This is a genomic window from Rhodocyclus tenuis (genome assembly GCF_014197755.1).
GTDB classification, from domain to species: Bacteria; Pseudomonadota; Gammaproteobacteria; order Burkholderiales; family Rhodocyclaceae; genus Rhodocyclus; species Rhodocyclus tenuis.
The window spans coordinates 16,120-40,978 of the sequence record NZ_JACIGE010000011.1 but is presented as its reverse complement, the minus strand read 5'-3'; the positions used below and the strand labels follow the sequence as shown (position 1 = coordinate 40,978).

Annotated in this window: 18 protein-coding genes and 2 tRNA genes; 15 read left to right on the top strand and 5 right to left on the bottom strand. The window is 64.6% G+C overall.

All coding sequences use genetic code 11. The features are described 5' to 3' along the window. Positions 1-59: 59 nt before the first annotated feature. The 11 genes from glgA (at position 60) to GGD90_RS13900 (ending at position 10,235) form a co-directional block, all read left to right on the top strand. Positions 60-1,535 (top strand): glycogen synthase GlgA, encoded by a 1,476-nt coding sequence (glgA, locus tag GGD90_RS13950; RefSeq protein ID WP_153116418.1) that lies wholly within the window; start codon positions 60-62, stop codon positions 1,533-1,535. A gap of 230 nt (positions 1,536-1,765) precedes the next feature. Then, a complete protein-coding gene (gene thrS / locus GGD90_RS13945; protein WP_153116419.1) occupies positions 1,766-3,682 on the top strand; it encodes a threonine--tRNA ligase in 1,917 nt (638 codons plus the stop codon). A gap of 26 nt (positions 3,683-3,708) precedes the next feature. Next, positions 3,709-4,230 carry a translation initiation factor IF-3 gene (gene infC, locus GGD90_RS13940; protein WP_153116420.1) on the top strand — a complete coding sequence of 174 codons (522 nt, stop codon included), beginning with the start codon at positions 3,709-3,711 and terminating at the stop codon, positions 4,228-4,230. Between the two features lie 117 nt (positions 4,231-4,347). Beyond that, the gene (rpmI, locus tag GGD90_RS13935) at positions 4,348-4,545 is read left to right on the top strand and encodes a 50S ribosomal protein L35 (RefSeq protein ID WP_153116421.1); all 198 of its coding nucleotides are present in this window, start codon (positions 4,348-4,350) and stop codon (positions 4,543-4,545) included. Between the two features lie 11 nt (positions 4,546-4,556). Next, on the top strand, positions 4,557-4,916 hold the full coding sequence (gene rplT / locus GGD90_RS13930; protein ID WP_153116422.1) for a 50S ribosomal protein L20: 360 nt from the start codon (positions 4,557-4,559) through the stop codon (positions 4,914-4,916). Between the two features lie 67 nt (positions 4,917-4,983). Beyond that, positions 4,984-6,030, top strand: coding sequence for a phenylalanine--tRNA ligase subunit alpha (pheS, locus tag GGD90_RS13925; RefSeq protein ID WP_153116423.1), 1,047 nt, complete (start codon positions 4,984-4,986; stop codon positions 6,028-6,030). A 49-nt stretch (positions 6,031-6,079) separates the two neighbouring features. Next, positions 6,080-8,455, top strand: coding sequence for a phenylalanine--tRNA ligase subunit beta (pheT, locus tag GGD90_RS13920; RefSeq protein ID WP_153116424.1), 2,376 nt, complete (start codon positions 6,080-6,082; stop codon positions 8,453-8,455). Between the two features lie 12 nt (positions 8,456-8,467). Further along, a complete protein-coding gene (locus tag GGD90_RS13915; RefSeq protein WP_153116425.1) occupies positions 8,468-8,770 on the top strand; it encodes an integration host factor subunit alpha in 303 nt (100 codons plus the stop codon). After that, positions 8,754-9,149, top strand: coding sequence for a MerR family transcriptional regulator (locus tag GGD90_RS13910; RefSeq protein WP_153116462.1), 396 nt, complete (start codon positions 8,754-8,756; stop codon positions 9,147-9,149). The genes GGD90_RS13915 and GGD90_RS13910 overlap by 17 nt, the downstream gene beginning before the upstream one ends. Before the next feature lie 37 nt (positions 9,150-9,186). Beyond that, a tRNA-Pro gene (locus tag GGD90_RS13905) sits at positions 9,187-9,263 on the top strand. Positions 9,264-9,404: 141 nt separating this feature from the next. Continuing rightward, complete coding sequence (locus GGD90_RS13900) at positions 9,405-10,235, top strand: hypothetical protein (protein WP_153116426.1); 831 nt, start codon at positions 9,405-9,407, stop codon at positions 10,233-10,235. Between the two features lie 70 nt (positions 10,236-10,305). Here the strand turns inward: GGD90_RS13900 and GGD90_RS13895 are convergent, their stop codons facing one another. Together GGD90_RS13895 and GGD90_RS13890 are read right to left on the bottom strand one after the other, a co-directional pair. Next, the gene (locus tag GGD90_RS13895; protein WP_184415196.1) at positions 10,306-13,221 is read right to left on the bottom strand and encodes an EAL domain-containing protein; all 2,916 of its coding nucleotides are present in this window, start codon (positions 13,219-13,221) and stop codon (positions 10,306-10,308) included. 29 nt (positions 13,222-13,250) lie between these two features. Beyond that, entirely contained in the window at positions 13,251-14,846 is a 1,596-nt protein-coding gene (locus tag GGD90_RS13890; protein ID WP_184415194.1) for a FecR family protein, read from the bottom strand. A gap of 429 nt (positions 14,847-15,275) precedes the next feature. Between GGD90_RS13890 and GGD90_RS13885 the strand changes: the two genes are divergently transcribed. After that, entirely contained in the window at positions 15,276-17,051 is a 1,776-nt protein-coding gene (locus GGD90_RS13885) for an ABC transporter transmembrane domain-containing protein (RefSeq protein ID WP_153116429.1), read from the top strand. A gap of 286 nt (positions 17,052-17,337) precedes the next feature. On the opposite strand, the gene GGD90_RS13880 is transcribed toward GGD90_RS13885, so the two are convergent. The 3 genes from GGD90_RS13880 to GGD90_RS13870 form a co-directional block, all read right to left on the bottom strand. Next, positions 17,338-19,317: an ATP-binding cassette domain-containing protein gene (locus GGD90_RS13880; RefSeq protein WP_153116430.1), complete on the bottom strand. Its 1,980-nt coding sequence runs from the start codon at positions 19,315-19,317 to the stop codon at positions 17,338-17,340. 4 nt (positions 19,318-19,321) lie between these two features. Continuing rightward, complete coding sequence (locus GGD90_RS13875; protein ID WP_153116431.1) at positions 19,322-19,846, bottom strand: peroxiredoxin; 525 nt, start codon at positions 19,844-19,846, stop codon at positions 19,322-19,324. Positions 19,847-19,908: 62 nt separating this feature from the next. Next, on the bottom strand, positions 19,909-21,948 hold the full coding sequence (locus GGD90_RS13870) for a methyl-accepting chemotaxis protein (protein WP_153116432.1): 2,040 nt from the start codon (positions 21,946-21,948) through the stop codon (positions 19,909-19,911). A 265-nt stretch (positions 21,949-22,213) separates the two neighbouring features. Between GGD90_RS13870 and GGD90_RS13865 the strand changes: the two genes are divergently transcribed. The 3 genes from GGD90_RS13865 (at position 22,214) to GGD90_RS13855 (ending at position 24,859) form a co-directional block, all read left to right on the top strand. Then, positions 22,214-22,288: transfer RNA gene (locus GGD90_RS13865), tRNA-Arg, on the top strand. A 410-nt stretch (positions 22,289-22,698) separates the two neighbouring features. Continuing rightward, positions 22,699-23,172: a hypothetical protein gene (locus GGD90_RS13860; RefSeq protein WP_153116433.1), complete on the top strand. Its 474-nt coding sequence runs from the start codon at positions 22,699-22,701 to the stop codon at positions 23,170-23,172. Positions 23,173-23,212: 40 nt separating this feature from the next. Then, the gene (locus tag GGD90_RS13855; protein WP_153116434.1) at positions 23,213-24,859 is read left to right on the top strand and encodes a hypothetical protein; all 1,647 of its coding nucleotides are present in this window, start codon (positions 23,213-23,215) and stop codon (positions 24,857-24,859) included.

Genomic DNA, 24,859 nt, shown 5'->3' with positions numbered 1-24,859 from the left:
TGCGCCTGCGCGCGCGGCAACGCCCCGGCGCCGGTGCGCGCCGACAGGAACAGCCGTAAATGACCCGACTTGCCATTCTTTTTGCCGTTTCCGAAATCGCCCCCTGGGTAAAGACCGGAGGCCTCGGCGATGTCGCCGGCGCCCTGCCCGCCGCGCTGCGCCGCCGTCGCCAGGACGTGCGCGTACTGGTTCCCGCCTATCCGGCGCTGCGCCAGGCCTTTCCCGACGCGCAGCTCGTCGCCGAACTGCCATCGCTGGCACCGGCGCTGCCGCCCTGCCGCCTGCTCGCCGCCGATGGCAACGGCCTGCCGCTGCTGTTGCTCGACTGTCCCGAGCTGTATGACCGCCCCGGCAGCCCCTATCTCGACGCTGCCGGCAGGAACCAGCCCGACAACGACCGCCGCTTCGGCCTGCTCTCGCGCGTCGCCGCGCGTCTTGGCCAGGCCGGTTCGCCGCTCGGCTGGCAGCCCGACATCGTGCATCTGCACGACTGGCAGTCGGCACTCGCCGCCGCCTACCTGCATTACGAAGGCGGCGCGGCAAGCGTGCTGACGGTGCACAACATTGCTTTCCCCGGCAACTTCGGCCGTGAAGCAATTGCTGCGCTCGGTCTGCCCGCACAAGCCTGGAGTTTCGACGCGGCCGAGTACTACGGGCAGTTTTCCTTCCTCAAGGCCGGCCTGCAGTTCTCGACGCGCCTGACCACGGTCAGCCCGACCTACGCCGCCGAAATCCTCAACGAAACGCTCGGCTACGGTCTGGCGCCGCTACTGCGCTACCGCCGCAGCAAGCTCTCGGGAATTCTCAACGGCATCGAAAGCGATGTCTGGAACCCGGCCAAAGACCCGGCGCTGACGAGCCCCTACGACGCGCGCCGGCTAAACGCCAAACGGCCGAACAAGGCGGCGCTGCAGGTGCAACTCGGTCTGGAGGTGAATGACGAACTGCCGCTGCTCGGCGTCGTCAGCCGGCTGACCGAACAGAAGGGCCTCGACCTGCTGCTCGCGCTCGGCGAAGGCATCGCCACGCACCTGCCGGCACAACTGGCGCTGCTCGGCAGTGGCGACCCGACGCTGGAAGCCGGTTTCCGCGTGCTCGCCGAGCGCTTCCCCGGCCGCATCGCCTGCGTCTTCGGCTTCAACGAAACGCTGGCGCACCGCATCGAAGCCGGCGCCGACATCTTCGTCATGCCCTCGCGCTTCGAGCCCTGCGGTCTCAACCAGATGTACAGCCTGCGCTACGGCACGCCGCCGCTGGTGCGCGCCACCGGCGGCCTTGCCGACACGGTGGTCGACTGCAACGAAGAAACGCTGGCCGACAATACGGCGAACGGTTTCGTCTTTGCCGAGCCGACCGCACATGCCTTGTGGCTGACGCTGGAACGCGCCACGCGCACCTGGCGTGAGCGCAGCGTCTGGCGCCGTTTGCAGCAGAACGGCATGCGCGGCGATCGCTCATGGCGCCGTGCCGCCGACGACTATCTGGCGCTGTACGAGCGCGCCGTCGCCGAGCGCCGGCAGGAGCTGGCAGCCTGAGCGAGCCACCCAAACGGGGGCTGGCAAGGCTCTCGCTCAAGGCGCCGCCGATTGCTGCGCCTTGAGCGAAACCCCGGCTTCTGCGAAAATCGGCCTCGCTGATCAAGGAGAAACCTACATGTCCCGCCGAACGCGTCGCAGCACACTGCCCTGAACCACGGCGAGTCAGCACCCGAATTTCCAAAAGTGCGGCCTGACCGCACTTTTTTACTTCCGTGACCGGAAAAATCATGCCCCAGATCAAACTGCCCGATGGCTCCATCCGTTCTTTCGACGCGCCGCTATCGGTGCGCGAAGTCGCCGCGTCGATCGGCGCCGGCCTCGCCCGCGCTGCCCTCGCCGGCAAGGTCGACGGCAAGCTGGTCGATACCAGCTTCGTCATCGAGCGCGACAGCGATCTGTCGCTGATCACCGACCGCGACGCCGAAGGCCTTGAGATCATCCGCCACTCGACGGCGCACCTGCTCGCCGCCGCCGTGAAGGAGCTCTATCCGGAAGCGCAGGTAACGATCGGCCCGGTCGTCGACAACGGCTTTTACTACGACTTCGCCTACTCGCGCCCGTTCACGCCGGAAGATCTGGCGGCGATCGAAAAGCGCATGAGTGAACTGGCCAAGCGCGATCTGCCGGTCAGCCGCGAAGTACTGCCGCGCGACGAGGCCACTGCCTTCTTCCTCTCGCTCGGCGAGAAGTACAAGGCCGAACTGATCGCCGCGATCCCCGCCGGCGAAGACGTTTCGCTCTACCGTCAGGGCGATTTCATCGACCTCTGTCGCGGTCCGCACGTGCCCTCGACCGGCAAGCTCAAGGTTTTCAAGCTGATGAAGGTGGCCGGCGCCTACTGGCGCGGCGACCAGAAGAACGAGCAGTTGCAGCGCATCTACGGCACCGCCTGGGCCAAGAAGGAAGAGCTCGAAACCTACCTGACCATGCTCGAAGAGGCGGAAAAGCGGGATCACCGCCGCATCGGCCGCCAGCTCGATCTCTTCCACCTGCAGGACGAAGCGCCGGGAATGGTCTTCTGGCACCCCAAGGGCTGGACCATCTGGCAGGAAGTCGAGCAGTACATGCGCCGCGTGCTCAACGAATCCGGCTACCAGGAAGTGAAGACGCCGACGATCATGGACCGCTCGCTGTGGGAGCGTTCGGGCCACTGGCAGAACTACGCCGAGAACATGTTCACCACCTGTTCGGAGAACCGTGACTACGCGGTCAAGCCGATGAACTGCCCCGGCCACGTGCAGATCTTCAACCAGGGTCTGCGCAGCTACCGCGACCTGCCGCTGCGTCTGGCCGAGTTCGGCTCCTGTCACCGCAACGAACCGTCGGGCGCGCTGCACGGCATCATGCGCGTGCGCGGCTTCGTCCAGGACGACGCGCACATCTTCTGTACCGAAGAACAGATCCTCCCCGAAACCTCGGACTTCATCGACCTCCTGCAACGCGTCTATGCCGACTTCGGCTTCACCGACATTCTGGTCAAGCTGTCGACCCGTCCGGCGAAGCGCATCGGTGCCGACGAAACCTGGGACCGCGCCGAAGCGGCGCTGGCCAACGCGCTTGTCGCCAAGAACCTCGCCTACGAACTGCAACCCGGTGAAGGCGCCTTCTACGGCCCGAAGATCGAGTTCTCGTTGAAGGACTGTCTCGGCCGTGTCTGGCAATGCGGCACGCTGCAGCTCGATTTCTCGCTGCCGCAACGCCTCGGCGCCGAGTACGTCGGCGACGACAACGAGCGCCATTCGCCGGTGATGCTGCACCGCGCCATCCTCGGTTCGCTCGAACGTTTCATCGGCATCCTCATCGAGCACTATGCCGGCGCCATGCCGCTGTGGCTGTCGCCGGTGCAGGCCGTGGTACTGAATATCTCCGAGCGGCAGGGCGAATACGCAACACATGTTGCGCAAACACTACGCAAGGCTGGTCTGCGCGTTGAGGCCGATTTGCGCAATGAAAAAATTACTTATAAAATACGCGAACATAGCTTGAACAGGCTGCCTTACCAGATCGTCGTCGGCGACAAGGAAATGGCAGCCAATCTGGTAGCCGTGCGTACCCGCGGCGGCCAGGATCTCGGACAGATGCCGATCGAGACCCTGGTCGAGCGACTTCTCGCAGAAGTCGCGGCGCGAAGTGGCACGGCTTAGTTTTTGTCGAAACGAGGAGCGAAACCATCGCACTGCAAAAGTCGCACCGCACGAACGAAGAGATCAATGCACCGGAAATTCGCCTGGTCGGCGAAGAAGGTGAGCAACTCGGGATCGTAAGCGTCAGAACAGCACTGCAACTGGCTGAAGAAGCGGGAGTTGATCTTGTCGAGATCGCGCCGATGGCGCAACCGCCGGTTTGCCGGATCATGGATTACGGCAAGTTCAAGTACCAGGAGCAGAAGCGACAGCACGAGCAGAAGCTCAAGCAAAAACAGGTGCAGGTCAAGGAAGTCAAATTCCGCCCCGGTACCGATGAAAACGATTACCAGATCAAGCTGCGCAACATGACGCGCTTCCTGGAAGAGGAAGACAAGGTCAAGGTAACCCTGCGCTTCCGCGGCCGTGAAATGGCCCACCAGGAAATCGGCATGCGCCAGATCGAACGCATCAAGACCGATCTGCAGGAATTCGCGGTGGTCGAGCAGATGCCGAAGATGGAAGGTCGGCAGATGATCATGATCCTCTCGCCGCACAAGAAGAAGTAGCAAGGCTGACCACCTGTTTGGGTGGCCAGCCGGTTTGAGCAGCACCACAAGTGGTTCCGGGTTGACAAGCACTCCCGTCGGGAGACACCTGTAGCCATGTCAAATAAGGAGCATTCAATGCCCAAGATGAAGACGAAGAGCGGGGCCGCCAAGCGGTTCAAGATTCGCGCCAGCGGCGGCATCAAGCGGGGCCAGGCGTTCAAGCGCCACATCCTGACCAAGAAATCGACGAAGACCAAGCGCCAACTGCGCGGCATGACCGGAGTCCATGATTCCGACAAGGCCATGGTTCGTTCGATGATGCCGTACGCGTAAGGAGATAAAAGATGCCCAGAGTCAAACGTGGTGTAACGGCGCGCGCGCGCCACAAGAAGGTTCTTGCCCAGGCCAAGGGTTACCGCGGTCGCCGCAAGAACGTATATCGCATCGCCAAGCAGGCGGTGATGAAGGCCGGTCAGTACCAGTACCGTGACCGCCGGCAGAGGAAGCGTCAGTTCCGTACGCTGTGGATTGCGCGTATCAACGCCGCCGCCCGCGAACTCGGCCTGAAGTACAGCACCTTCATGAACGGCCTGAAGAAGGCCCAGATCGAAATTGACCGCAAGGTTCTCGCCGATCTGGCCGTGTTCGACAAGCCGGCCTTTGCGGCTATCGCCGAACAGGCAAAAGCCGGCCTCGCCGCCTAAGCTTCGCAGGTGACTAAAAAGGAGGCGCTCGCCTCCTTTTTTTTTCGGTCGTTTTCCCGGTAAATTCATGCAAACACTCGATCCCATCATCCAGGAAGCCGTAGCGGCTTTCGCGGCGACCGACGACGGCGACGCACTGGAACAGGTCAAGGCACGTTTCCTCGGCAAAAGCGGCAGCATCACCGCGCTGCTCAAGGGCTTGGGCGCGCTGCCTGCCGACGAGCGCAAGGCTGCCGGCGCTGCCATCAACCGCGTCAAGGAAGGCGTTGAAGCGGCACTGAACGCGCGTCGCGAAGCGATCCGTCAGCAGGCGCTGGCGGCGCGACTGGCCGAAGAGGCACTCGACGTGACGCTGCCCGGCCGCGGCGAAACGCGCGGTGGCCTGCATCCGGTGACGCGAACGCTTGAACGCATCGAGTCGCTGTTCCGCTCGATCGGCTTCGACGTTGCCGACGGCCCGGAGATCGAGACCGACTTCTTCAACTTCACCGCGCTCAATACGCCGGCCGACCACCCGGCGCGTTCGATGCACGACACTTTCTATCTGCAGGACGAGGCCGGCGGCGTTGCCGACGGCATCCTGCTGCGCACGCACACCAGCCCGATCCAGGCACGCTACATGCAGGCGCACGTCGCCCGCTACGCGCATCTCGAAACGATGCCGGAAATCCGCATCATCGCGCCGGGGCGCGTCTATCGCGTCGATTCCGACGCGACGCACTCGCCGATGTTCCATCAGGTCGAAGGCCTGTGGATCGGCGAGAACATCAGCTTCGCCGACCTCAAGGGCGTCGTCGCCGACTTCCTGCGCCGCTTCTTCGAGAGCGATGATCTGCAGGTGCGCTTCCGCCCCTCGTTCTTCCCGTTCACCGAGCCTTCGGCTGAAATCGACGTTGCCTTCATGGGCGGCGCACTGAAGGGCCGCTGGCTGGAGATTGCCGGCTGCGGCATGGTGCATCCGAACGTGCTGCGCCACGCTGGTATCGACCCCGAACGCTATACCGGCTTTGCCTTCGGCATGGGGCCGGACCGCCTGACCATGCTGCGCTACGGCGTGAATGACCTGCGCCTGTTCTTCGACGGCGACCTGCGCTTCCTGCGCCAGTTCGTCTGAAACCCGTCCGGAACTCGTGTAGCACTCGCCCAGAGGCCACTCACCGATCATGAAATTCTCCGAATCCTGGCTCCGCTCCTTCGTCGCCACCGACCGCAGCGGCGACGAGCTTTCGCATCTCCTGACCATGGCCGGCCTTGAAGTCGAAGAGGTCGAAGCGGTCGCGCCCGCTTTCAGCCAGGTCGTCGTCGGCCACGTGCTGGAAGTCACCAAGCACCCGAACGCCGACCGTCTCAACGTCTGCCGTGTCGACATCGGCAATGGAACCGTGGCGCAGATCGTCTGCGGCGCGCCGAACGTCGCCGTCGGCATGAAAGTGCCGTGCGCGCTGCCCGGCGCCGTCCTGCCCGGCGATTTCGTCATCAAGGTGGCGAAGGTGCGCGGCATCGAATCCTCGGGAATGCTCTGTTCGGCCAAGGAACTCGGCATCGACGCAGACGCCTCGGGCCTGCTGCCGCTGGCCGCCGACGCACAAGCCGGCGACGACGTGCGCCGCCTGCTCGACCTCGACGACCGCATGCTGACGCTGAAGCTGACGCCGAACCGTGCCGACTGCCTGTCGCTGACCGGCATCGCGCGCGAAGTCGCGGCGCTCACCGGCACGAAGGCTCAGTTCCCCGCTGTCGCCAGCGTTACCGTCACCGGCAGCGCAGCGCGCAGCGTCGCACTCGCTGCGCCGGCAGCCTGCCCGCGTTACTGCGGCCGGGTGATCAGCGGCGTCGATGCGCGTGCAGCAACGCCCGAATGGATGGCCCGCCGCCTGCTGCGCAGCGGCCTGCGCCCGATCTCGGCGCTGGTCGACATCACCAACTACGTGATGCTCGAACTCGGCCAGCCGCTGCACGCTTTCGACAACGCCCGCCTGCAGGGAACGGTGCGCGCACGCATGGCGCAGCCGGACGAAACGCTGCGCCTGCTCAACGGCGAAACGCTGACGCTCGCCGACGACGTCCTGCTCATCGCCGACGACGAAAAGGCGCTGGCGATGGCCGGCATCATGGGCGGTAACGACAGCGCGATCACCCTCGACACAACCGAGGTCTTCCTTGAATCGGCCTTCTTCGCGCCGGCAGCGATCGCCGGCCGCGCCCGCCGCTACGGCTTCTCCTCGGACGCTTCGCACCGCTTCGAACGCGGTGTCGATTTCGCCGGCACGCTGCGTGCGCTCGAACGCGCCAGCGAACTGGTCGTCGCCATCTGCGGTGGCCAGTCCGGTCCGCTCAGTGAAGCGCTCGCTGAACTGCCGGCGCGGCCACCGCTGCGCCTGCGCACGGCACGCGTCGCGCGCGTACTCGGCGTCGAGTTTGCGCCGGACACCATCGCCGAACTGCTCGGCCATCTGGCGCTCGACTGCCAGCGCGACGGTGACGACTTTGTCGTGACACCGCCGAGCTATCGCTTCGACCTCGAAATCGAGGAAGACCTGATCGAGGAAATCGCCCGCCTCTACGGCTACGACAACATCCCCTCGCAACCACCACGCGCCATGCTGTCGATGCTGGCGCAGAGCGAAGATTCCCGGCCGCTGCCGCGCCTGCGCCAGATCCTCGCCGATCGCGGCTTCCAGGAAGTGATCAACTTCGCTTTCGTCGAAGAGGCACGCGAAACCGACTTCGCCGATAACCGTAAGCCGGTCCGGCTCGCCAACCCGATCGCCAGCCAACTGGCGGTGATGCGCTCGTCGCTGATCGGCGGCCTTGTCGGCACCCTGCAAGCCAACCTGCGGCGGCGGCAGAACCGCGTGCGCATCTTCGAAACCGGCCGCTGCTTCCTGCGCGACCAGGCGGGTGCGCCGGTCGCCGGCTTCCGCCAGCCCTGGCGGCTCGGCGGACTGGCTTTCGGCGGTGCGCAACCCGAACAATGGGGCAGACCGGCGCGCGCCGTCGATTTCTTCGATCTCAAGGCCGATCTGGAAGCGCTACTGCTGCCCGCCGTCGCCCGCTTCGAGAAAGCGACACACCCGGCGCTGCACCCCGGCCGTACCGCCCGCGTCGTGCTTGACGGCGAAGCCATCGGTTTCATCGGCGAGCTGCATCCGCAATGGGTGCAGAAATACGAGCTGGCGCAGGCGCCGGTGCTCTTCGAACTTGAACTTGCCGCACTGCTGCGCGCACACCTGCCGCAGTTTGTCGAAGTCTCGCGGCAGCCACCGGCGATCCGCGACGTGGCGCTGCTCGTCGACTACGATCTGCCGCTGCAAACGCTGCTCGACGGCTTTGCCGCGCACTGTCCGCCGCCCGTCCAGGAACTGCGCCTGTTCGATATCTACACCGGCAAAGGCGTCCCCGACGGGAAAAAAAGTGTTGCTTTCCGGATAGTTATGCAAGATACTCAAAAAACTTTGCAAGACTCGGAAGTCGATTTCGCCGTGCAAAAACTCATCGATTATGCGCAGCAGGCGTTCTCCGCGCAGCTCCGTGTCTGACGAGGAAAAATAATGACATTGACCAAGGCAGAACTCGCCGACCTCCTGTTCGAGAAGGTCGGACTCAACAAGCGCGAAGCCAAAGACATGGTTGAAGCGTTCTTTGAGGAAATCCGCAACGCCCTCGAAACAGGCGACGGCGTCAAGCTCTCCGGCTTCGGCAACTTCCAGCTACGCGACAAGCCGCAACGTCCGGGACGCAACCCGAAGACCGGCGAGGAAATCCCGATCACCGCACGCCGCGTCGTCACCTTCCATGCCAGCCAGAAACTGAAGGCCGAAGTAGAAAATGGCAACCATGGAACCGTCGCATAAAGACGCCGGCCGCGAGCCGCTGCCGCCGATTCCGGCCAAGCGCTACTTCACCATCGGTGAAGTGAGCGAGCTTTGTGGCGTCAAGCCGCACGTCCTGCGCTACTGGGAACAGGAATTCACACAACTCAAGCCGGTCAAGCGCCGCGGCAACCGCCGCTACTACCAGCACCACGAGGTGCTGCTCGTGCGGCGCATCCGCGAACTGCTCTACAACCAGGGTTTCACGATCAGCGGCGCACGCAACCGCCTCGATGAAGGTCTGCCCGAAGAAGCCGCCGACAGCAGCGTGCCGACGCTTGACGCTGTGCGTGCCGAGTTGCTGGCAATCGCCGCGCTGCTCCGCCCCGAAGCCAGTACCGCCGCAGTGCTCGGAAATTGAGGCGCAGCGGGCGTTTTCGGATATAATGCCGGCCAGTCGGGGCGTAGCGCAGCCTGGTAGCGCACTTGCATGGGGTGCAAGGGGTCGCGAGTTCGAATCCCGCCGCCCCGACCAAAGAAACTGAAAAAAGGCCAATCTCCGGATTGGCCTTTTTGCTTTCTGAGTCGTTCTGCTTTTCGCCCCGCTTGTCAGCGCATGTGCCCGACGATGTGCGCCAGAGGCATTCGCTGGCTGCTCCCGACCTGATGGTGATCAATGAACAGACTGATCCAGGAATTGCGGCGACTCTATCTGCCTCCGGGCAGCGCATTGACGCCCGATCTCGTCGCCGCACAACTGGCCGGCGACGTCTCCCTGCCGCTTGACCCGGTCGACGCGAACGCTCAGGTCCGTACGCTGCTCGTCAGTTTCCGCAACTCTAGCGACTGGCCGCTGGTGGCAAAGCTCAATCGCTGTGTGCAGGAGGAACTGGGCCTGCCAGCGCCGGCGATCTCGGTTTCGGGATGCACTGGCTTTCAGCTCTGGCTGTCGCTGGCCCAGCCGCAAGCTCCGGCACAGGCCGGCCGTTTCCTTGAGGCCCTGCGTCGGCGCTGCCTCGGCGAAATGCCCGTGGCCGCGCTCGGCTTGCATCCCGTTGGCACCGGGAACGTGCCGGCGCTGCCGACTCCGCTTGAACTGGTGCCAGCGCTGGATCAGGTTTCCGGCAGGTGGTCGGCGTTCATCGACCCGAGCATGGGCAGCATGTTCATCGACGAAGGAGGACTCGAAAGCGCGCCGAACATGGACGCTCAGGCCGAGCTTCTGGCCCGCCTGCACAGCATCAAGGCCGACGACTTCGACGCCGCGCTGAGGATTCTCGAGTCGCCCGTCAGCACTGATGGCGATGTGAAGACGCCAGCGACCGGCGCGGACAACGTGGCGTCGACCGGCGCGGATCGCCGAAGCGCAGCGCACCAACTCAATCTTGGCGGCGGCTTCGCCGACCCGCAGAGCTTTCTGCTGGCGGTGATGAACGATCCGTCGGCAAGCGCCAAGCAACGCATCAAAGCGGCCAAGGCGCTGTTGCCCTACTTCGAGCGGAGCTGAAAGACCGCCTTCCGTACCGGCTGTTGAGTGCCGCGGCGGCCCGAATCAGCCATCGCGCATGCCGGACGAGCTAAGTGAAGTTCCGGCCGAAGAGCAGCGCGACTTTCTCCGCTTCCACCGGTCGCTGGAAGTAGTAGCCCTGCACCTCATCACAACCATTGGCGCACAGGAACTCGAGCTGTTCGGGCGTCTCGACACCTTCGGCGACGACGCGCGAACCAAGATTGTGCGCAAGGTTGATGATCGCCATGACGATCGCCCTGTCGTCGTTGTCGATCGACAGATTGCGCACGAATGACTGATCGATCTTGATCTTGTCGGCGCGGAAACGCTTCAGATGCGACAGCGACGAGTAGCCGGTGCCGAAATCGTCGATGGCAAAGCGGATGCCGAGCGCGCGCATGCGGTCCATGCTGTCGACCGTAAAGGAGATGTCCTCCATGGCGATGCTCTCCGTCAGCTCCAGCTCGAGCATCGCCGGTTCGACGCCGCTGGCGGCGAGCGAGTCGATCAGCTGATCGCACAGGCTGTTCTGGCGGAACTGCGCCAGCGACAGATTGACCGCCACCGGCACCGCCGGCAGGCCCGCCGCACGCCACGCCCTGATCTGCGCCAGCACCTCCTTGAGCACCCAATCGCCGATCTCGCGAATCTGCCCGCTTTCCTCGGCGATGGAAATGAACTGGTCCGGCGAGACCAGCCCCCACACCGGATGCTGCCAGCGGATCAGGGCTTCCAGCGCGACCATCTGCCGTGTCCGGGCGTCCACCTGTGGCTGGTAATGGATGAGGAATTCACCCCGCTCCAGCGCATGGCGCAGACTGTTCTCGATGCTCAGCACCTCGCATGCACGCTCGTGCATCTCGGCGGTATAGAACTGGTAGTTGTTGCGCCCGGCGTGCTTGGCACGATAGAGCGCCGAGTCGGCGCAACGCGAAAGATCGTCGAGGGTGCTGCCGTTTTCGGGGTATTCGGCGATGCCGATGCTCGCCGAGACGTTGAGTTCGTGGTGGCCGATGTAGAACGGCTGGGCAACCGATTGGAGAATGCGCCCTGCGACGTGCGCCGCGCCTTCGGCATCGGTATTCGGCAGCAGCAGCACGAACTCGTCGCCACCGAGGCGCGAAGCGCTGTCGCCTTCGCGCAACAGGACGGTCAGCCGTTGTGCCAGTTGCTTGAGCAACTGGTCACCGATGAGGTGGCCGAGCGAGTCGTTGATATTCTTGAAACGGTCGAGGTCGAGGAACATCAGGATGACGTTCTGCTGATGGCGGCTGGCCGCGGCCACCGAAAGATTCAACCGGTCCTGCAACAGGTTGCGATTCGGCAACTGGGTGAGCGGATCAAAGTGGGCAAGAAAGCTGATCTGTGCTTCGGCCGCCTTCGGTACCGAAATATCGGAGAAGATCGCAATCCACTTTTCGACTTTGCCCTGCGCGTCGGCAACCGAGCTGATCGACAGCCATTGCGGATAGGTTTCGCCGTTCTTGCGTCGGCCGTAGCGCTCGCCACGCCAGTAGCCCTTCTGCGACAGCGCTTCGCGCATCAGCTGGCGCGTGCCGAGTTCGTTGCGGCGCGAACTGAGCACGCGCGGATAGCGGCCGATTACCTCGCTCGTCTGGTAACCGGTGATTTCGGTGAACGCCGGATTGATCGACACCACGCGCCGGTCGGCATCGGTGACGAAAATCGCCTCCTTGCTGGCGTCGAAAACTGCTGCGGCGATGCGCATCTGATGTTCGGCATCCTTACGCCGCCTGGCATCGACGGCGGTCAGCATGGCCAGTTGCAGCAGGCCGGAGAGGATCACCGCGCTGAGCGCGAAGAGCAGACTGCTTTGCTGTTGCCAGACGGACAGCAGAGCCAGATTGCTGACGTAGGCCAGCAGTAGGCCGGTGAGCGCGCCGCTAGCGATGACGGCAAGCGAGGGAGCGCGCCGCCGGAGCAGGCCCAAGGGCAGAAACAACGCCACCGCCAGCAGGCCGGCGTTTGCCAGCCAATGTGCGGGCTTCAGAAAGAGGTCGTTGGCGAGGTTTTCATAGCTCAGCGCCAGAACATGAGCACCGGGCAGCAGGCCGCGTGGTGTCGGCACGCTGTCGGCCTGGATGGCCGAGCTGCCGATGAACACTACCTTGCCTCTCAGCCAGTCGGTATCGAGCTGTGCGCCGGAAGCCCCCATCGCCGCCAGCGCCAGAACGTAAAACGGCGCGGTACGGATGCTGTCGGGGTTGCGCGGATAGTTGAGCGTCGCTCGACCATTGCCGTCAATCGGCCAGACGTGCCGACCGAGCTTCAGTTCGCCCGTCGCGGCAAGATAGTCGGCCGCCGGCCGGGGTTCGCTGGCCAACAGGGCGGCCAGCGCCAGCGTCGGCAAACTGCTCTCTTGGGCTTGGTGAAACAGCGGAATGCGCCGCACCGTACCGTCCACGTCGGGCCACACGGAGACGATTCCCGGCCCCGCCCCGGTCAGCGCTTCGCCGCCTGCAGCCGCAACGGCCGAAGGCTGCCAGAACTCGGGCAGCGGCAGACTGAAAGCGCTCCAGTGCTCGCGCGGCAGCGCCGCCGGCAGCGTCCAGGCAGCCGCTAGCAACTGCTGCCGCTCGGCTTCGCTGATCGCCAGCGGATACGACAGCCCGGCCGCCGCGAAGACGAGATTGCGGTTGCGTTCGGCAGCCTGGGCAAGGGCGGGATCGCCGGCGCGCCGTTCGGCGAGCAAGATGTCGAAGGCGACTGAACGCACGCCAGCCTCGCCGAGATAGTCGGCGACGAGCGCGAAAATGTCGCGCTTGTACGGCCAGACACCGAGAAACGGCTCGAGCTTGCGCAGCGACTCCTCGTCGATATCGACGACCAGCGAGTCCTTGAAAAAATACTCGCGGGCAACGGTGCCCTGTTGCGCATCGTCGAGCCACAGTGCCAGCCGCTGGTAGGGTGTGCTCAGCGAAAGCAGCCAGCTGATGACCAGCGCCACAAAGACTATCGGCAAGGAGCGCACGGCCGGGAACATCAGCAACGTCAATGCGCGAGCGGCACCAGCAGCAGAGGCAGCAGCCACCATGGAAAGCGCGACGGCACGGCGATGCGCTGGGTGGTGCCGAAGGGTCCGGCAAAACCATCGCTGTCGATCGCCTTGACGCGCATGAAGTAGTCGCCGGCGTCGGGGCGTGCCAGTTCGATCACCGCTCGATCGGTTTCCTGTTCGACGACGATCTCGCTGAAGTCGGCGACCTTCGCCAGTTGCAGCAGATACCTCTGCCCGGGCTCTCCCGCCTGCCAGCGGAACGTCAGCTTCTCGTCGCCAATCTCGGACGACGCCTGCGGACTCGCGGGCATCGGCTTCTGCTCGAAACGCTGCACGTCGCCGAACGGCCCCTGCTTGCCGCGCGCGTCGATGCTGGCGACGCGCCAGAAATAGTGGCCGAGCGCCACCGGCTGCGTCGTTTCGGTTGCTGCCAGCGCCGGCAGATCGAGCAGGGGCTGGCTGAAACCGGCGTCGCTCGCCAGCTGGAAATGATAGGCAACGACGCCGGCGGTTTCCGTCCAGCTGAAGCGGGTGCTGTCGCCGTGGCCCTTGTCGCGCGGCGTACTGGCGAAAGGCGGTTCCGGCTGCGCCGCGAGCGTGAAGCGGTGGCTGGCGTTGACACCTTCGAGCCCGTCGGACCCGATGGCGCGCACGCGCAGCGTGTAGTCACCATCGCCAAGCGACGCCCATTTCGCACCGCCGTCGCCGAATACGCCGTCGAGGACGAGGCTGTCGCGGCTGTCGAATACCTGTGCGTGGAAGCTGTGCGCTGAAGCAGCTTGCGGCCAGGGGAAACGCAGCGGCAGGCGCTCGAGCCGCGTCGGCAGCTCGCGCAGATCGGGCGCCACCGGTAGCGGACGCGAGGCGTGCGGCGCTTCGCCGAGCGCCGCCAGCGTGCCGAAGCCCTTGCCGAGAACGACCTCCCGGCCGGCGCCGCTCATCCTGACCCTGCCGGCGAGCACCTCACCGCGCGTCAGCTTGCGCGTCGCACCCACGGCAGCGCGAAACTCGGTACCGCGCACCGACATGCGCAGCGCCGGCGTGCGCACCTCGTACTGGCCGGGGCGCTGCTTCAGCGGCGTCACGCGCGAGTCGACGCTGCCCTCGGAAAGATCGATCTGGATGCGATAGGTATCGCTCTTGCCCAGACGCACCGCCTTGCTCAGCGTCAGCGTGCTCTGTTCGAGAACCAGCAGGCGCGAGCCGTCGGGAAAGCGCAAGGTCAGATTGCTGCCGGCGCCGACGTGCAGCTTGTCGCCCACGCGCACCCAGTTACCTGCCTGCAATGGCGTTTCGTCACCGGCGCGCGAGCGTACGCTCGCTTCACCATTGACCATTAGCACTTCGGCACCGACCGGCACCGACTTCATCATCTTGAACGGAATCAGCAGTGGCTGTCCCGGTTGCAGGCGGCGCGGGTTTTCCACCTGATTGAGACTCTGCAGCTGCTGCCAGTCGCTCGGCCGGGTGAGATAGGCGTCGGCCAAGCCGATCAGCGTATCGCCGGGACGCGTGATGTGCGCCCAGTTGGCTCCCGCCGCGCGCTCGTCGGCACTTGCGCTGCCCAGCAGAACAAGGCCGGCTGCCACACCCGCGAGCCAATGCCGCGGCAAGCGGGCACGACGCTGACATCGGTTTTCAGGTAGTTTCAAGGCTGGCTCCTCGCATACGCAAAAGCAGAAAACTGCAGGCGAACAACAGGATAAACAACTGCCCCGGCCGAGGGAACAGCCATGATCGCGCAAAAAAATACCCGACAAATTCTATCGGATACCGGAATGACGTTTAAGGAATTTTTGCACGCTGGCATAGCGTGGGCGGAAGCTCGCCGATTTGCACGCAAAATGATGTCAATTCGCTATCCCGGCAGAGAAAACATACCTGCCGGCCTTCGTCCACGGTTGCTTGCAGCCGGCGAAAGTTGTCGTTTAACTGCCGGGACGCGAACGTAAGCCGCTGCCTCACAGTCAATGGAAGAAGGCCAGCCGGCCCCGCATCACATCAGCCAAGGACGATGAATGCCTGTCAGTACCCGCAGTTCCGCCACCAGTCAGCCGCCCCCCACCCGCCCCGCCGTCGCGCTCTTCAGCCTGCTGCGCCCCTACCGCGGCCGCGTCCTCATCGCCGCCATCGCCCTGATCGTCGCCGCGCTGGCCTTGCTCGGCGTTGGCCAAGGCTTGCGCGCGGTGATCGACCGCGGCTTTGCCGCCGGCGACCCGGCCTGGCTCGATCGCGCGCTGTTCATCATGTTCGGCGTCATCGCCCTGCTCGCGGCGGCAACTTACATGCGCTTCTACACCGTCTCCTGGCTTGGCGAGCGCGTCGCCGCCGACCTGCGCCGGCGCGTCTTTGACCACCTGCTGACGCTGCCGCCCTCGTTCTTCGAAGCCGGCCGCACCGGCGACGTCATCGCGCGCCTGACCGCCGACACGGCGCAGATCGAGAATGCCGTCGGTTCGAGCCTGTCGATCGCCGTGCGCAACAGCCTGCTGCTCGCCGGTGGGCTGGTCATGCTGCTCACCACCAGCGTCAAGCTCAGTCTGATGGTTCTCGGCGGCGTGCCGCTGGTGGTCGCGCCGATCGTCCTCTTCGGCCGGCGCGTGCGCGTGCTGGCAAGGCAAAGCCAGGACCGCGTCGCCGACCTCGGCAACCGCATTGACGAAACCATTCATGAAATCCGCGTCGTGCAGGCCTACGGCCACGAAGACGCCGACCGCGGCGACTTCGCCACGCGCGTCGAAGCCGGCTTCGAGACCGCGCGCCAGCGCATCCGCAGCCGCGCCGGGCTGGTTGCGGCGGTGATCGTCCTCGTCTTCGGCGCGATCGCGCTGATCCTGTGGGTCGGCGGACACGACGTGCTCGCCGGCGAGATCAGCCCCGGCCAGCTGTCGGCCTTCGTCTTCTACGCGGCACTTGTTGCCGGCTCGGTCGGCGCCTTGTCGGAGTCGTGGGGCGATCTGCAGCGCGCCGCCGGCGCCAGCGAGCGCCTGCTCGAATTGCTCGCAGTGCACCCGGAAATCGCCGTGCCGGCAGTGCCGCAGCCCTTGCCGGAAAGAACCCGTGGCGAAATCGTCTTCGACGCGGTCGGCTTCCGTTACCCATCGCGCCCCGACGCGGCGGCGCTCGCCGACTTCAGCCTGACGGTGGCGGCCGGCGAAACGGTGGCGCTGGTCGGCCCCTCGGGCGCCGGCAAGAGCACGGTCTTCCAGCTACTGCTGCGCTTCTACGACCCGCACAGCGGCGCCATTCGCATCGACGGCGTCGATCTCGCCGCCGCCGACCCGCGCGCCATCCGCCGGCACATTGCGCTGGCACCGCAGGAACCGGTGATCTTCGCCACCAGCGTGCTCGAAAACGTGCGCTACGCCCGCCCCGACGCCAGCCTCGACGAAGTGCGCGCCGCCTGCATCGCCGCGCACGCCGACGAGTTCGTCGGCGAACTGCCCGAGGGCTACGCCACCGATCTGGGCGAACGCGGCGTCAAGCTCTCCGGCGGTCAGCGCCAGCGCATCGCCATCGCCCGTGCGCTGCTCGCCGACAGGCCGATCCTGCTGCTCGACGAGGCCACCTCATCGCTCGACGCCGAAAGCGAACGTCTGGTGCAGGCGGCGCTCGACCGGCTGATGGAAAACCGCACGACGCTGGTGATCGCGCACCGGCTGGCGACGGTGCAGCGCGCCGATCGCATCGTCGTTCTCGACCACGGCCACATCGTGGAGAGCGGCACGCACGCCGAACTGCTCGCGCAGGACGGCCTCTACGCGCATCTGGCGCGCCTGCAGTTCGCCGCATAGCGGGAGCGCCGATTCTTTCCGAAGCTGCGCGGCGCTCGCTGGCCGGAGATAAATCGCGGAGTGGTCACAAGCTCCGCCAAAAGCTGGGCCACAGCTGTACCACACGCCGGGCCGGGCGCCGGGTGCGACGATTTGTGCAGCCATGAGGAGTACCCGGCGCCCGGTCCGGCGTGCGCGCCGCGCTGACTACCGAGCCCTGACTACCGTGCGCTGACTACCGATACCCGACTGCCTGCCCCACCCCGGCCGCCGCGCCCCACCGCCGCCTTTTTCCGGAACCGCCGCCTCAGGCGCGCGCTTCCAGCGTCTCCCAGCGCTCGAGCAGTTCGAGCAGTTCGTCGTCGATCTCGGCCAGCCGCGACGACATCGTCTGCGCCTGTTGCGCGTCCTGCGCCGAGCCGGCGTAGAGCGACGGATCTTCCAGGCGGGCGGCGATTGCTTTCTGCTCCGCCTCGAGTTCGGCAATTCGCGCCGGCAGTGCTTCGAGCTCGCGCGCTTCCTTGTAGCTGAGCTTGCTGCGCGGCGTCGCCGGTGCGGCAGCCGTCGTCTTGCCCGCTGCCGGCGTCTGGCGTGCTGCCGCACTGTTCGCCGCAGCGTCGGCGCGGCGCTGTGCTTCCTGCTCCACCCGCTGCTGCGCCTGCCAGTCGGCCCAATCCTGATAGCCGCCGACGTACTCGCGCCAGACGCCGTCGCCTTCGGCAGCGATGGTCTGTGTCACCACATTGTCGAGGAAGGTCCGGTCGTGGCTGACGAGGAACAGCGTTCCGGCGTAATCCTGCAGGCGCTGCTCGAGCAGTTCGAGCGTCTCGATATCGAGGTCGTTGGTCGGCTCGTCGAGCACCAGCACGTTCGCCGGCCGGGCGAACAGGCGCGCCAGCAGCAGGCGGTTACGCTCGCCGCCCGAGAGGGAACGCACCGGTGAGCGCGCACGCTGCGCCGGAAAGAGAAAGTCGCCGAGGTAGCTGATGACGTGCTTCTTCTCGCCGCCGAGATCGACGTAGTCGGAACCCGGCGAGATCACGTCGGCGAGCGTCGCGTCTTCGTCGAGCTGCGTGCGGAACTGGTCGAAGTAGGCGACCTGCAGCTTGCTGCCGAGGCGAACGCTGCCGCCGTCCGGCGCCAGTTCACCGAGGATCAGGCGCAGCAGTGTTGTCTTGCCGGCACCATTGGGACCGATCAAGCCGATCTTGTCGCCGCGCTGGATACGACAGGAGAAGTTGCGGACGACAGTCAGCGCCTTTTCGCCCTCGCCGAAGCGCTTGCTGACACCTTCAAGCTCGGCAACGAGCTTGCCGCTCTGCTCGCCGGAATCGAGTGCCATGCTGACGCGGCCGACGCGTTCGCGGCGCGCGGCGCGCTCGCGGCGCAGGTGTTCGAGGCGCAGCACACGGCCTTCGTTGCGCGTCCGCCGTGCCTCGACGCCCTTGCGGATCCACACCTCTTCCTGCGCCAGGAACTTGTCGAACTTGGCGCTATGCACCGCTTCGTCGGCGAGCATGCGCTCCTTGCGTTGCTGGTACTCGGTGAAGCTGCCGGGGAAGGACGCCAGCCGGCCGCGATCGAGTTCGACGATGCGCGTCGCCACGCGGTCGAGAAAGCGCCGGTCGTGGGTGATGAACAGCAGCGACGCGCTTGAACCGATCAGCAGTTCTTCGAGCCATTCGATGGCGGCGATGTCGAGGTGGTTGGTAGGCTCGTCGAGCAGCAGCACCTCGGGAGAGATGGCCAGTGCCTGCGCCAGTGCCAGGCGCTTTTTCTGCCCGCCGGAAAGGCTGCCGACGCGCGCTTCGGGATTGAGCGAGAAGCGCTGGATGACGCGTTCGGCCTGCGCCTCAAACGCCCAGGCGTCGCGCGCTTCCAGCGCCTGCTGCAGTTCATGCAGGCGGACAAGCAGCGCTTCGTGCTGCGCTGCGGCCGACGCATCGCTGCCGCCGGCATCGCCCAGGGCGTGCGACACGGCGTGGTATTCGGCGAGCAGCGCGGAAATATCGCCCATGCCGGCGACGACCGCTTCGAACACCGAAGCATCGGGGTCGAACGGCGGTTCCTGCGCGACATAAGCGACCGACAGACCGGGCGCGCGCCAGACCTCGCCGTCATCGAGCGCGCCCAAGCCGGCGAGAACGCGCAGCAGCGACGACTTGCCGCAGCCGTTGCGGCCGATCAGCGCGACGCGTTCGCCCGGATCAAGCTGCAGTTCGGCGTTGTCGAGCAGTGCTGCCGAGCCGAAAGCCAGCCCGGCGGCGGTGAGGATCAGTTGCGGCATTGACTCAGTTCTTTCCCGACAGACGTTTCAAGTCAGCGATCACTTCTGCGGCATGGTGCTCGGCGTCGACATTGATGTAGACCTTGGCGACCTTGCCCTGCGGATCGATGATGAAGGTGTAGCGGCGCGCGTAGCTGACCACCAGCCAGTCCGAAAACGCGCCGTAACGCTTGGCGACGGCGCCGCCACGGTCGGCGAGCAGCGGGAAAGGCAGGCGGTGCTTGCGCGCGAAAGCCGCGTGCGAGGCCGTGTCGTCGACGCTGACGCCGACGATCTGTGCGCCCAGCGCCGTCAGTTTGCTGTGGTCATCGCGGAAGCTGCAGGCTTCCTTGGTACAGGCGGGGGTGTCGTCCTTGGGATAGAAATAGAGGACGACCCACTTGCCGAGTTGCGCATCGAGACGGAACTCGCGCCCGTCCTGATCGGGCAGCGCAAAGCCCGGCGCCGGCGTGCCGACGGCGGGAACGTCAGCGGCCGTAGCCGCTCCGGTAAAACACAACAGTGCGGCGATCAGCCAGTTCTTGAACATGAAGCTTCTCCATAAAAAAGGGGCGCCGCCGGCGCCCCGCAGATCACGGATACGGGTAAGACTTACAGGCGGAAGCGCGCAAGCATACCCTGCAATTCGTCGGCCAGGCGCTGCAGACTCTCTGCCTGACTGGCGTTGTTGGCGGCAGTCGCGGTATTTTCCTCCGCCATCTGCGCGATGCGTTCGATCAGCCGCGCAATTTCCTGGCTGGCGGCGCTCTGTTCGCGCGTTCCCTCGGCGATGCTGCGCACCGTGACCAGCGCTCGTTCTGCCTGCGCGTCGATCTGCGACAGCGAATCGCCGGTGGCGCGCGCCAGATCGACGCCGCTACCCATCTCGCGACTGACCGCCTGCATGCGTTCGACGGCAGTCCCGGTGTCACCGATGATCGCCGTGATCGTCGTTTCGATCTCGGCGGTCGACAGCGCCGTCCGCTCAGCCAGCTTGCGCACCTCGTCGGCGACGACGGCGAAACCGCGCCCCTGCTCGCCGGCACGTGCTGCCTCGATCGCCGCGTTGAGCGCCAGCAGGTTGGTCTGTTCGGCGATTTCGCGGATGACGCCGACGACGCCGGAAATCTGTTGCGAACGTTCGCCGAGCGACTCGATCTGCTGTGCCGAGGCATGGATTGCCGTGGCGATGTTCTCCAGCTCGCCCATCGTCCGCGCCACGACCTCGCGCCCCTTCGCCGCCGAGCCCTTGGCTTCGCTCGAGTATTCGCTGGCGTCGCGCGCGCTGTCGGCGACGTGGCTGATGCTCACCGACAATTGCTCGACCGACGCGGCAATCCCCGACGCCGACTGCGACTGCAGCTCGGCACTTTCCGTGGTTTCCTGGGCCGCCGACTGCAACTGGCTGGCAGCGCCACCAAGCCGACCGGCGGCACCGGTAATCTCGCCGAGCAGGGCGCGCAAGCGCTCGACCATCAGGTTGATGGCCCGTGCCAGAACGTCCACCTCGTTGCGACTGTCGGCCGCCGCCGCCGGGATGTTGACGCGCAGATCGCCCTCGCCCAGTTTGGCCACCTCGCCGGACAGCGCGCCAAGCGCCGCCAGACGCTGCCGCACCAGGAAGAAGATCGCCAGGCAGAGTATCGCCGCCGAAACGAGCGAAACGATGATCAGGGTATTGCGCAGCTGGACACTTTCCTCAAGGAACTCGTCGAGCCAGCCGCTGGTGACCAGCGTCCAGTTCCACTTGTCGGACGTTGCCGACACCGTCAGCTTTTCGCGTATCTGGCCGTCGCCATCGGGCATGAAATAGCGGGCCTCGCCATTCTTGCGCGCGAGCATGTCGCGCAAGGCGGCCAGCGCGCCGGGATCGGAGGCCGCTTCGGCAAGCGTCTTGCCCTGTGCCGTCGGGTGCAGCACGAGTTCGGCGACCGCCTTTTCATCGGGCAAAGGCCGCATGATGAAGACGTAGCCGGTGCGACCGACGACAATCTTGCCGAACAGATCACGGATCTGCTTCATTTCGGTTTCGAGGTTGATGCGCATCGAAACGCCGCCGTAGACCTTGCCCTGCGCATCCTTGAGCGGATAGACGACGCTGAAGTAATTGACGCCGTTGCGCACGGTCAGTCCGCGATACTCCTCGCCCTTGAGCAGCGCCGCCGCCATCGGATCGCTGGCCGGGACCTCACTGCCGTACATCACCTTGTCGTCCTTCTTGAACAGGGTCGACGCACGCAGGACCTTGCCCTGATGGACAACCAGAATGCCTGCCTCGTCGCCGGTCAGCGTCTTGAACTCGACCAGCTGGCGATTCGTGCCGTTGATGACCTGCCCACCGACGAGAATCACCGGCGTCTCGACGTCGCCGGTACGCACCGAGCCCTCGCCGAGGGTGATTTCGCCACCGAGAGATTTCAGGAAAAACCGTGACTGCCGTTCGCCCCGCGCCTGCACGCTGTCGAAATAGCTATCGAGCGTACCGAGCATGATGTGCGTCTGCTGATCAAGCGACTCGCTCGCCGCACGCAACGCAGCGCGTCCGGCCATCCACTGACCGATGAAGGTCAGCGCCGTAAATACGAGCAGCAAAAGGGCAACAGTCGCAAAAATGAGCTGCTGGGCAACGGGCAAACGGCGGTAGAGGTTCAATTCAGCGACTCCTGTCAGCCAGTAAACGCCCTGCGAAAGCCGGGCATTCGTTTGACATCCTGCGCAAAACTCCCACTCGCCGGGAATGCAAGCCGACGAACAAGGACGAATATGCCAATATTTTAGCCATTTGCACCAAAATTTGCAAAATCGTCAGGCACGAATTTCACGCAGAGCAATCACCGACGACGCGGAAAATCCGCCGAACTCCCGGCCTGCGGGCCGATTTGGCCGAAGCCGCCGCTCCGGCTACAATGTGCGCCCTCTCTCCGTAGTTCAATGGATAGAACAGTCGCCTCCTAAGCGACAAATACAGGTTCGATTCCTGTCGGGGGGACCAATCAGCGATCCAGCGAAGACCAAAGAAGGCCGAACCCCCCTGAATCAGCAAGGGGTTTCGGCCTTTTTCACGCCCACGACATCCTTTACCAGCCCAATCAGTTCTCGCCAAATCCGAGGCGGTCGGGGGTGTCGAAATACTCCCGGCCTACACGGTGGCACACGTCCCAGTGTGATCAACCGCATCAAGTGCTTCGCATAGCGAAACGACATCCCCTGTCGCACTCAGTCCTTACTCTGCCACCTCCTGTCTCATCTTCCAGCTTAACGAGGTGTCAGCGAAACCGGCTGCAGCCTACAGAGGGCCATCCCACTCATGGCTACCGAAACGCTGCATATTCTATGGCGTAAGTCATATTGCATAACTTGTATTGGCCATGGTATTTTTTTAAAAAGACCAATGAGTCAGCAATGAAAATATCTACATTTCTGTTTCTCTGTATTTCTGCGCTGACTTTGGCTGCATGCGAGCAGGCGCAGCAAAAAACCGCCGACCTCTTGCGGCCACCGACGAGCGTCGAAATCAATCTGCGTGTGCTGAAACTGGCCGAGGAGGGCAAGCCTGCCGACGCCGTGCGGCTCGGAGAGGATTTTCTGAAATCCACTGCCGATACCGAGGGAAGTTTGCACGCGACGCTCGCGAAACTGTACATGGCGACGGGCGACACTGAGAGCGCAGTTCGCCACATGCAGATGATGAACAAGGGATCGAGCGTCAGCACGACCGTGATCGTGACAAAGGAAAACCCCGCTCCCCCGGCGCAACTCGCCCTGCCGCCAAGCCCCTCTGCTCTCGACCCAAGCAATGGCGGCGCCGCGGCCAGCATCGGGCCGAATGGCATCGAAGTTCGTGCCGGAGGCGCGCGCGCCAGCATCACGAACTGATCCGCAGTCAGTCCCTTCATTCCTCGCAGGGAGTTTCCCCATGCAACTGAAAAAAATCGTGCTCGCCCTGGCCGCCTGTGCCCTGGGCAGCGTTTCTGCAACGAGCGTCGCCGAAACCCTTTCCGCCAATGGTCAGGCGCAGGTGAGCGTTTCCGGCAATGGCGATCTGATCAACGCGCGCCGCGTCGCCCGTGAAGCAGCTGAACGTGACGCTGTCGCCGCGTTGCTACGCCTACGCATGAATCTCAGCGCAGCCGACGGCAGAACCGCCGGAGCGATCAGCGATCTCGCCACGCAACTGTCGCCCAATCTGAAAACCAGCTTCGTTACCGAGGGCGACTTTCTCACCGCGAGGACTAACCTCGAAGCCGACAGTGCACAGGTTTTCGATCTGGCACGTAGCCTTGGCCTGATGTCCAATACGTCGATGGCGCAAGCCAAGGTCGTATTCCTGATCGACGAGTACTACGGCATTGCCACCAACCTGCAGCCGGGACAGCCGCTGACGACCGAGGTCGAATACGCCCACGACAAGAGCAGCTTTTCGGACAAGAGCGCCAAAGTAGCGTCAGCGTCGAGCGCCGCGTCATCGGCGTCATCGGCGTCGCGCTCGTCGGTGGCCGTGGCCGCCAGTGACAGAACCTCAGTTGCCGGCAACCAGTCGAGCGCGTATGCAGCCCGCGACCAGCGCGCAGCGGCGATCTCTGACGGCTACGGCGGCTCTGCCGCTGCGGCCCGCGACACGCGGGTCGCGGGCGCTCAGCAAAGCAGCTATGCCGGTTCGTCGCAATCGAGTTTCGCCGGCAGCGCCAGTTCGGCGAGCGCCAACTCGGCGTCTTCGTCGCGCCAAGCCTCATATGGCTCTGACGTGAAGAACGTCAACCAGCAGAACGACAAGGTCTCGTTCAGGATGAAGCAGACCTTTCCCGACACCAACAATGCCAAACCGGCCGACGGGGCAGCTGCACTGATCTCTGCGCGCCTTGAGCAGGTCGTCAAGCAGTTCGGAATCGTTTATACGCCGGAGCGCGACCTGCGTGTCAAACCGGGCAGCGGCAAGACACGCATCTCGGAAATCGAACGGCAGGGAAAGTTTGCCGAATACACAGTCAAGGCCGGCAGCGGCGCGTTCAAGGCGAAATACGTCGTGTACGGTGAATCGGTGATGAGTTCTGAGGGAAGTTCGCCGAGCGGCGGATCGGTGTGCAGTGGCTCGCTGAAGCTTCAGTCATTCAACGTTGACAGCGGTGACGGTCTCGTTTCCGGGACAATTAACAAGCGCGCTCAGGGCTCTTCGGACCAGGATTGCCGCGCCAACCTGGCGACCGCAATGGCAACCGAGCTCGCCGAGGTCGTCGGCAACACGGCGACGCGCGAACTGCAGATCGCGGCGACGCAGGGGCAGAGCTTCTACGTGACGATCTACAGCAAGACGCGCATCCCGCCGCGAGTCCGCCGCGAGATCACCGACAAATTGCAGGGAATGGCCGAGCAGTTCGCCGAGGACAACGTGACCGACAACGCACGTACCTACGTGATGCAGGCGAAGGGCAACTTCCGCAGCAAGGTGCAAGATCTGGTCGAGGACATGGCCGACTCGATGGGTGAAATGAAGCTGGCATCGACCAAGGCCAATGGCAACCGGATGGTGATCTGCGTTGAAGGCAGCTGCCCGAAGGACTTCTGA